Source organism: Nioella sp. MMSF_3534 (genome assembly GCF_030732985.1).
GTDB lineage: Bacteria > Pseudomonadota > Alphaproteobacteria > Rhodobacterales > Rhodobacteraceae > Nioella.
In genome coordinates this window covers 1-7392 of sequence record NZ_JASHJX010000084.1, presented here as the reverse complement: position 1 = coordinate 7392, position 7392 = coordinate 1, and the positions used below count along the sequence as shown (strand labels likewise).

Sequence of the window (7392 nt, the reverse complement as noted above, 5' to 3'; positions counted from 1 at the left end):
CTTCTCTTCATCGTCTGTCTCCTCAGTTGGAGAACAGGCTAACCTCAAACCGGGGACTTTTCAGGGGAGCAGGTCAGCGCAGTTCCATCAATTGAGGTTTCTCAGATGCTTGGGCAGGGCATGTCCGGAGGCCCGTTGATGAACGAGGATCATGAGGTTTTGGGCATCATCCATAAAGGTGGCCCGGTAGCCTATGTTGCAAAAGATGGGAGTGTTTCTCCACAAAGCAGTTCGCCGTTGCGATCTCAGAGTTGAAAGCGTGGGCGTCAACGCTGCCGTAACCAGAGAAGGACTTCTTAGTTCGGTTGCGAAGGTCCCAGGTCTAGCTTGCAGATGCTACCCGAATGATACCCCGGCCCAAAATTGTTGCACACGGCTTATCCCCCAGTGGGGCCATCATATTATTTTATTTTTGTTTGAATGGTGCCCGGGGGCGGACCTCACCTAATCTGTAATTTCAACGGGTTAGATGAAAGTGGGACAGCCTGAAATCCCGCTATATTACACTTTATGTAACGAAACTGTCCCACCGTGCTGGGCCTGACCGGGAAGGGAATATCGCCTCTAGCCCAGCTTACCTTTTCCTTTGCATCTTGGGAAGGTGACGCAGCCGAGGAACCGACCATACCGGCTTTTCCGCTCGACGAGCCATCCGTTCTCGCATTCCGGGCATGATGGGTACTCGGCACCACATGAGCATTTCATCAACCCAGATTTGTCCTGTTTCTCAGGCAGACCGATACCACAGGATGGGCAGGCGTTGATTGAGAAGCCGCATAGGTCTGCGTGCTCGCAACGATACCACATCCCACCGTCCTTGGTGGGGAAGGCCAGGAGATGGCCACCACACTCGCCGCAGGTATGGACCTGTTCGGACTGCCCGTCATTCCCCACCAAGCCGTAAGCGGGGTCGTCCAGCATCTCGGTCACGAACGCGGATTGCTTGGAGGCAGAACACATCAGGGTCACAGTGTGGCGGGCTCGGGTCAGGGCCACATACATGACCCGCCGCTCCTCGGCATTCTCGAACGGCTCCGCTTCGGGCGACACGAGCCCCAGAAGCGGGTCATCGACGATCTCTGATGGGAAACCCGTCCGCCCTCGGAACAAGCCAAGGACGATGACATGATCTGCTTCCAGACCCTTCGACGCATGGATTGTCTTGAATGAAATGTCGAGGTCGGGGAACTCATGTCGCATCCGAGAAAGATTGTTCGGCATGAGATGGCGATACCGCCCAAGGAGCAGGACTGTGGGCTTCCTTCTCCCGTCACCTTCCATCGGTATAGCTCGAAGCGTGTCCCTCAGCTTGGCATTCGCATCATGCAGGAAGGTCGGGACGACCCTCAGTGCGGGGGAAGTTGCGACACCAGCGGGGATAACAGTCTTCTTTAACTGCGCCGGGTTTTGCAGGACGAACCTCTTTGCCGCTGCCGCTATCTGATCCACGGATCGGAAGGTGCGACCGAGATCGACGGTTCGGTGAACACCACCCTGATCGTCGAACGTGCCGCCAAATTCTTTGCCGAAGCGTCGCATCAGGTTGATGTCTGATCCAGCGAACCTGTAGATCGATTGCCAGTCGTCGCCGACCGCGAAAACACGTCCGTCAGAGTGTTGGGCTTTCAAAGCCTTAACCAAACGCCCTCGGCTTTGAGAGATGTCCTGGAACTCATCGACCAGGATGTGCTTGAACGGGCTGCGATACTGTCCGCTCTCGGCATAGCCACAGGCCCGGAGGATCATGTCCTCGAAATCGATCCTGCCATCCAGACGTGACTGATACTCGCGGTATACTGGTTCGAAGATCGCGAGGAATGCTCCGGCCCGTTTGCCGAGGTCGAGTTTCGCTGCCCTGGCTTCACAGTCTTTCACCTGGTAGCCGCCACCCTTGAAGTGACGGAGGAATGTTCCAACCAGTTGGACGAAACTGTCCACCTGGCCCAGTTCGACAACCTGGTCGAACAGTGTTTCGGGCGAGCGAGGCGAGACCTCTTCGTAGGGCGCAATTTTCTCGGCCAGGGCCTCCAGCAGGCGGCCTTCCTGACGTTCATAGCTATAGGTCTCGATCAGATCGGTCCCATGATCTTCATGAACACCGCGCTTCCACTGCATACCTTCGAGATACTCGTCGCGGTCCACGAATGGGGCCGTGGTCAATTCTTCCCTGCCATCGTTCAGCTTTCGGCGGCGAACGCCAAAATGCTCGATGTACACACCGCTCTTTGAAAGACGAAAATCAGGGCAGTAGTCGCGGTAGCCACCTTCCGAAACCTTGTGCTCGTAGTTCGGTTCATACTCGTACTCGATGCCGTTCTCATAGAGCCAGTTGGCGATCATCAACTCTTCGAAGCTCTTGACCTGTTCACCTTGCAGAGTCCGAAGATCGAGCTTCTCGATATAGTTGTAGTAGTCGTGCTTCTTCTTGAAATCCCACTCGCTCTTGGTCTCCAGACGGGCATAGGAGAACCAGCCAATGATCGCTTTTGAAACCTCGGCAGCGGTCCGTACCAGCGCGAGTAGAATGTCCTTGATCAATGCCAGGTAGGCTTTGTCATCGGTGGCGTGGCTGGCCAGTGCTGGTTTGCTACCTTCAACGATCCCGATGATATCGTAGGCCAGCGAGTGAAAGGTTCGGGCCTCCAACGGTTCACCACACCGCTGCTCGATACGCTCTGACATCTCCTTCGCGGCATCCTTCGCGAAGGCAAGCAACAATATCTCATTCGGTGCCCGGGTCCTGGATTTGATGAGGTATCCAGCCTTTGCGGTGATGACGCTGGTCTTTCCCGATCCCGCCCCGGCCAACACCAGTGTGGCGTCTTCGTCCGCAATGATTGCGATCCTCTGTTCCGGTGTGAGTGGGTTACTCTCGAACGTATCGAAGAACCTCTGCCATTCTGACAGTTGTCGTTCCTCGAACGTCGCAATTGCCTTGGCTCGCATTACCCCGGGGGTTTTGATGAAATTTTGGATATCTTGAATCTGGGACCGCACATGCGCATCAACCGCTCCGCTGGGTAGCTTCGAAAGCAGGCCATCGTCCAGATTTCGGGCTCGCTCCAAAACCGGAGACAGAATGCATGCTGATGGATACCGTGATGGATTGGAAAGCTCTGCGAGGGCGCGTAGCACCTCATCAATCGAAATGCGTTCCTCTTCGAATTGGGCGGTGTTGTAGGCAATCCAACTCGCTCTAACGGTGTTAGCAAAGCTGGTTGCCTGGTCGAACCTGACACCTCGCATCAGGGTGCGATTACCGCCGTCGGATGTGATCGACAATGTGCTACCCATCAGTCCTTTTTCAACTGACGGGGTTGCCGCAAGGTCCTTCAGGTGAAGCCTTTGAATGGACCCGGCGTGAACCGTGAGTTCCTGGTCCCGGAAATCAATAGACCGCGCATGTCGCCCAAGCGGGTTCAACAGAAATCCGACCAGCGGCTGAGGTTTTACTCGTTTCACGATGCTCCGCCATTCATAACGTCTTTGCCAGAAATCCGATTGGGCAAATTACCACTCTGCCGCCCCACCGTCGGCAACGCCATCCCAGCGATCCGAAAGGTCACGAAACGATTTCGGCAGTCCTGACAAGGCAGTATCATCAAATTTCAGGCCGAGGTGCCGAATTGCGATCATCGCCACTAGCTTGGCTTGTTGCTCGTCCCGAATACGCTTCGCCGGGTCACGTGTCGGATCGTTTTCGACTATCCACTGCTTTTGCATGGCGAAAACCCTGGGATCGAGCGTCACAATCCGGACCGGAAGGCCGCGCTCATCAAATGAGATGGCCTCAAACTTTGGCGCGTTCAGGAGCCACTTGCTGCTATCCGTGGTCGTCGCGACCAGATAGTCCGGATCATCAGAAAGGCGGGCTTGTCCCCTGTTCATGATCCGCCCGTGATTCTGGGGTTCGATCAGGTCGACCATGTATCCGTCCCTGTTGGCTGCGGTATATGTCCGCCCCCTCGCCTTGTTAAATGATCGGTCTACGGCTTGAAGAGCACCGATCAGGCCGCGTTGATTGGTATTCCCTGACATCACAAGGCGTCGGCGAGCATCGAACAGGACATCCACATCTCCTGTCGCCAGCATACCGGACTCGATACGTACCGCCGCCTTGGCTTCATAGGCAAACAAGGCATTGGTCCCGAGCACGATCAGGGACGTGCCCAGCCAGCCAAGATCGTCCAGTTTTCGAATGACACGTGCTGTCAGCAATGGGACCCGTCCCAGCCCACGGGCCCGAAGAATCGGCGCTCGATCTTCCAGTTGACCTCGTAGGCTTGTGATTTGCTCTTCCACCCGCGCCTTCCCGGCCAGAAACGCTTCTAGCTTGGCCTCGGTCTCCGGGCTGCGGCGACCGAAGGACTTCCTCGTGGAACTGGCATACGGGCGGCGGATAAGGTATTCAGCATCACCACGTGGCTCGAATTTCATGGAGCCACCATAGCTGTGCTTGGCGTCAGCTTGAGCCCGCCGAAGAAGCTCATAGCGGTCCCGTGCGTCTACGGAATCGCGGATACTGTCACCGTCTAACTGAATGATATCATACATTTTTGCCAATCATCTCTTGATTTTCATCTTATGTTGGCAAAATCGTTTTCCGTCAATGCATTAGGAGCTTTTGGCGTTATCCCATCCGATAGAGCCGATTGCAGCATGGTAACCCCGCCATCCCGCGTCATGGCATGCCGTTGAAATACAGTCATGTTTTCATCCATGGCGTTTTGCGTATTCATCCACCGGACTGACTCGATCTATGACGACGTTCCGTCAGAGCGGCATCAGTTCCCGAAACGATACCTTTCACGTGCTCAGCAATGTGAGGGAGATTGGGTCGTCTATCTCGAACCGACCAAGGTGAAGGATACCAAAGGCTCCTTTGCCGTCGCGAAGGTGCAAGAGATCATTCCGGACCCTGGCAACCAGGAAATGTATCTGGACGTGATCGAACCGGGAACTTATCTGGATTTTGGAGATGAGGTTCCGTTCCGAGACCAAGGCTCCGTCATCGAGCAGGGCCTTCTCAACGATCAGGGGAACATCTCTGGCCGAGCCCAGGCTGCTGTGCGACCTTTGTCCCCAGCGGACTTTGCCAGGATCGTCGAACGTGGTCTTGGCCACGATGAGGACATCTTGCCTCGCGTAGACCCGGACACACCCTTTGAGGGCTTCTCAGAAGCTCCCCAACCCTTCCAACACCTGACAGCACGGGATCGGGTCACCCAGATTACCAATCGGGCCATACGAGATCGAAACTTCCGCAAAACCGTACTCCGAGCTTATGGGGAGCGATGTGCGATCACTGGTCTACGGTTGATCAACGGCGGAGGCAGGGCCGAAGTCGAGGCAGCACATATCCGACCCGTTGAACATGACGGCCCAGATATCGTCAGCAATGGCATTGCCCTATCAGGCACTGCGCACTGGATGTTCGACCGGGGTCTTGTGGGGCTGGATGATGACATGACTGTCCTGGTGTCACGTCAGGCCAATGACCCAGATGCAGTCCGGTCGATGATCAACGTGACCGCGAAGCTGATCGCTCCGCAGAGACTGGCTGATCGACCCCGAGCAGAGTTCGTTCGATGGCATCGGGAGCATGTCTTCAAGCACTAATCGAGCACGCCGAGATACCCAGTTAGTTCGCCCCACAGCACCGCTTATATTTCCGCCCTGACCCGCATGGACATAGCTCATTCCGGCCCACCTTCCGGCCCCGAAATGGTTCCTCGGTCGAGTTGGCCGCAGGTGGAAACAACAACCCTCCGCTACCAGTTCCGGAACCGGACTGACCTTTGGTCCAGGCGTTCAGGTTCAATACGATGTCGTGAATCAGATCAGGGGCTCGCTCGGTCAGATCATCGATACTCTCGTCGGGAAGATCGCATCGACCCTCGGCAATCTCGTGCAGGGTCAGTATCATACTGACTGATGCCGCAGCCTCCTCGTCATGGCTCTCGACGATCCGCTCCCAGGCGTCCGGCCTCAGCCTCATGGCCTGTTCGAACCCATCGACCCACGCCTCCCATAAAAGCTCATCGGTTCGAAGGTCATGATCGAAGACCGGTCCATATCTGGGCACCGGCGATGAGAGCGACTGAGCGACCGCGTTATAATGGCCGGTGATCAGATTGGTCGCGGCCTGGACATCTTCGATCCGTTCGAACGGTGCCGTGACCTCATCACCCCAGATGATGGGAAGCCATTCCCCGGGCAGAACGATGTCCGGACAGACGATCAGCCCTGCGCAGAAGCCATCGAACTCGCTCATGAGCATCCCTTCGTTCTCCTCAGGGAGGGAGAGCAGCAGTTCGTCGAGTTGGCGGAGGTTTTCGTCGGTGCTCATCTAATGTCGTGCCCGTGTTCCTGATTAGAGGTTACCAGCAGACCGTTTGGAATTGCGAGCAAGAGTGGACTTTTTTGGGGGTGACCTGACCAGCCAGATACCTAATCTGGGCCAGCAGCGACGGTCGCCCCCAAATGGTAAACAGTTTCGGAGGACCAAGATGCAGGATCGCTACGCCGGAGATGTGGGAGATTTCGTGAAGCTCGGCCTGCTGCGGGCTCTCTCCCCTGGACGGCAACTCGGCGTGGCCTGGTACCGATACCCGGACGAAGACCACAATAGTGATGGGCGGCACATCAGCTATCTCGACCAGCCGGATCGATACGAACATCTCGACCCGGTTCTGTTCCGCCATCTTCGAAACATCACGAGGGATGCACGGTCGATCAACTCACTGCTGCCAGTCATGGACGGCGCGATCTCGTCTGATGAGGCCGTGGACAGCAGCAGGATACCGCCACGCCAAAGACGCGACTGGCGCACCGCCTGGTTCAACCGCGTATTGGATCATCTATCAGCGTGTGACCTGGTGTTCGCAGACCCTGATAATGGCATCATCGATGACAACGATCAGCGAAAGGGCCGGGCCAAGTTCGGTAAGCAGATGCCCCTGGCGGAGGTCCAGACACTGGCCCGTGGACGGTGCGCGGTCATCTACCACCACAACACCCGCCGTCGTGGTGGCCACGACGCTGAGGTCAATCACTGGCTGGATGAGATCGGGATGCCCAGTATCGCCGTTCGTGCGACCGCATACAGTCCGAGGACGTTTTTCGTGCTGAACTCGGATGAGGAGATCGAGGAACGGGTTCGTGGGTTCTGTCTGAGATGGGCTGGCATGAAAGTATTGCTGCATGGGGTCCGGTAATAGATCGCATGTCTCGGTGGTGAACGGCCCTCTACAGATATTCGCATTTGGTTTTTTGAACGTCCGCTTTGCTTTCTTAGTCCGACTGCAGTGCGGCCTCTAGGCTCAGGACCCATTGATTTCCGTCTGGCGGCATGATTCACGGCTCGAAAAAACGAGCGGTAACATGTCTGAT

The 7392-nt window shown here is 56.2% G+C and carries 5 protein-coding genes; 2 read left to right on the top strand and 3 right to left on the bottom strand.

Going from position 1 to position 7392, the window contains the following annotated elements; all coding sequences use genetic code 11:
- Positions 1-564 precede the first annotated feature (564 nt).
- Both RBB16_RS20160 and RBB16_RS20155 read right to left on the bottom strand, forming a co-directional pair.
- Complete coding sequence (locus RBB16_RS20160) at positions 565-3462, bottom strand: UvrD-helicase domain-containing protein (protein WP_306047825.1); 2898 nt, start codon at positions 3460-3462, stop codon at positions 565-567.
- A gap of 48 nt (positions 3463-3510) precedes the next feature.
- Positions 3511-4554 carry a nucleotidyltransferase domain-containing protein gene (locus RBB16_RS20155; RefSeq protein ID WP_306047824.1) on the bottom strand — a complete coding sequence of 348 codons (1044 nt, stop codon included), beginning with the start codon at positions 4552-4554 and terminating at the stop codon, positions 3511-3513.
- Positions 4555-4707: 153 nt separating this feature from the next.
- Here RBB16_RS20155 and RBB16_RS20150 point away from each other — a divergent pair, with 153 nt between their 5' ends.
- On the top strand, positions 4708-5619 hold the full coding sequence (locus tag RBB16_RS20150) for an HNH endonuclease (RefSeq protein ID WP_306047823.1): 912 nt from the start codon (positions 4708-4710) through the stop codon (positions 5617-5619).
- A gap of 22 nt (positions 5620-5641) precedes the next feature.
- Here the strand turns inward: RBB16_RS20150 and RBB16_RS20145 are convergent, their stop codons facing one another.
- Entirely contained in the window at positions 5642-6349 is a 708-nt protein-coding gene (locus tag RBB16_RS20145; RefSeq protein ID WP_306047822.1) for a UPF0149 family protein, read from the bottom strand.
- Positions 6350-6509: 160 nt separating this feature from the next.
- On the opposite strand from RBB16_RS20145, the gene RBB16_RS20140 reads away from it, so the two are divergent.
- Positions 6510-7217, top strand: a complete 708-nt coding sequence (locus tag RBB16_RS20140) for a hypothetical protein (protein WP_306047821.1) — start codon at positions 6510-6512, stop codon at positions 7215-7217.
- The last annotated feature ends 175 nt before the right edge of the window (positions 7218-7392 follow it).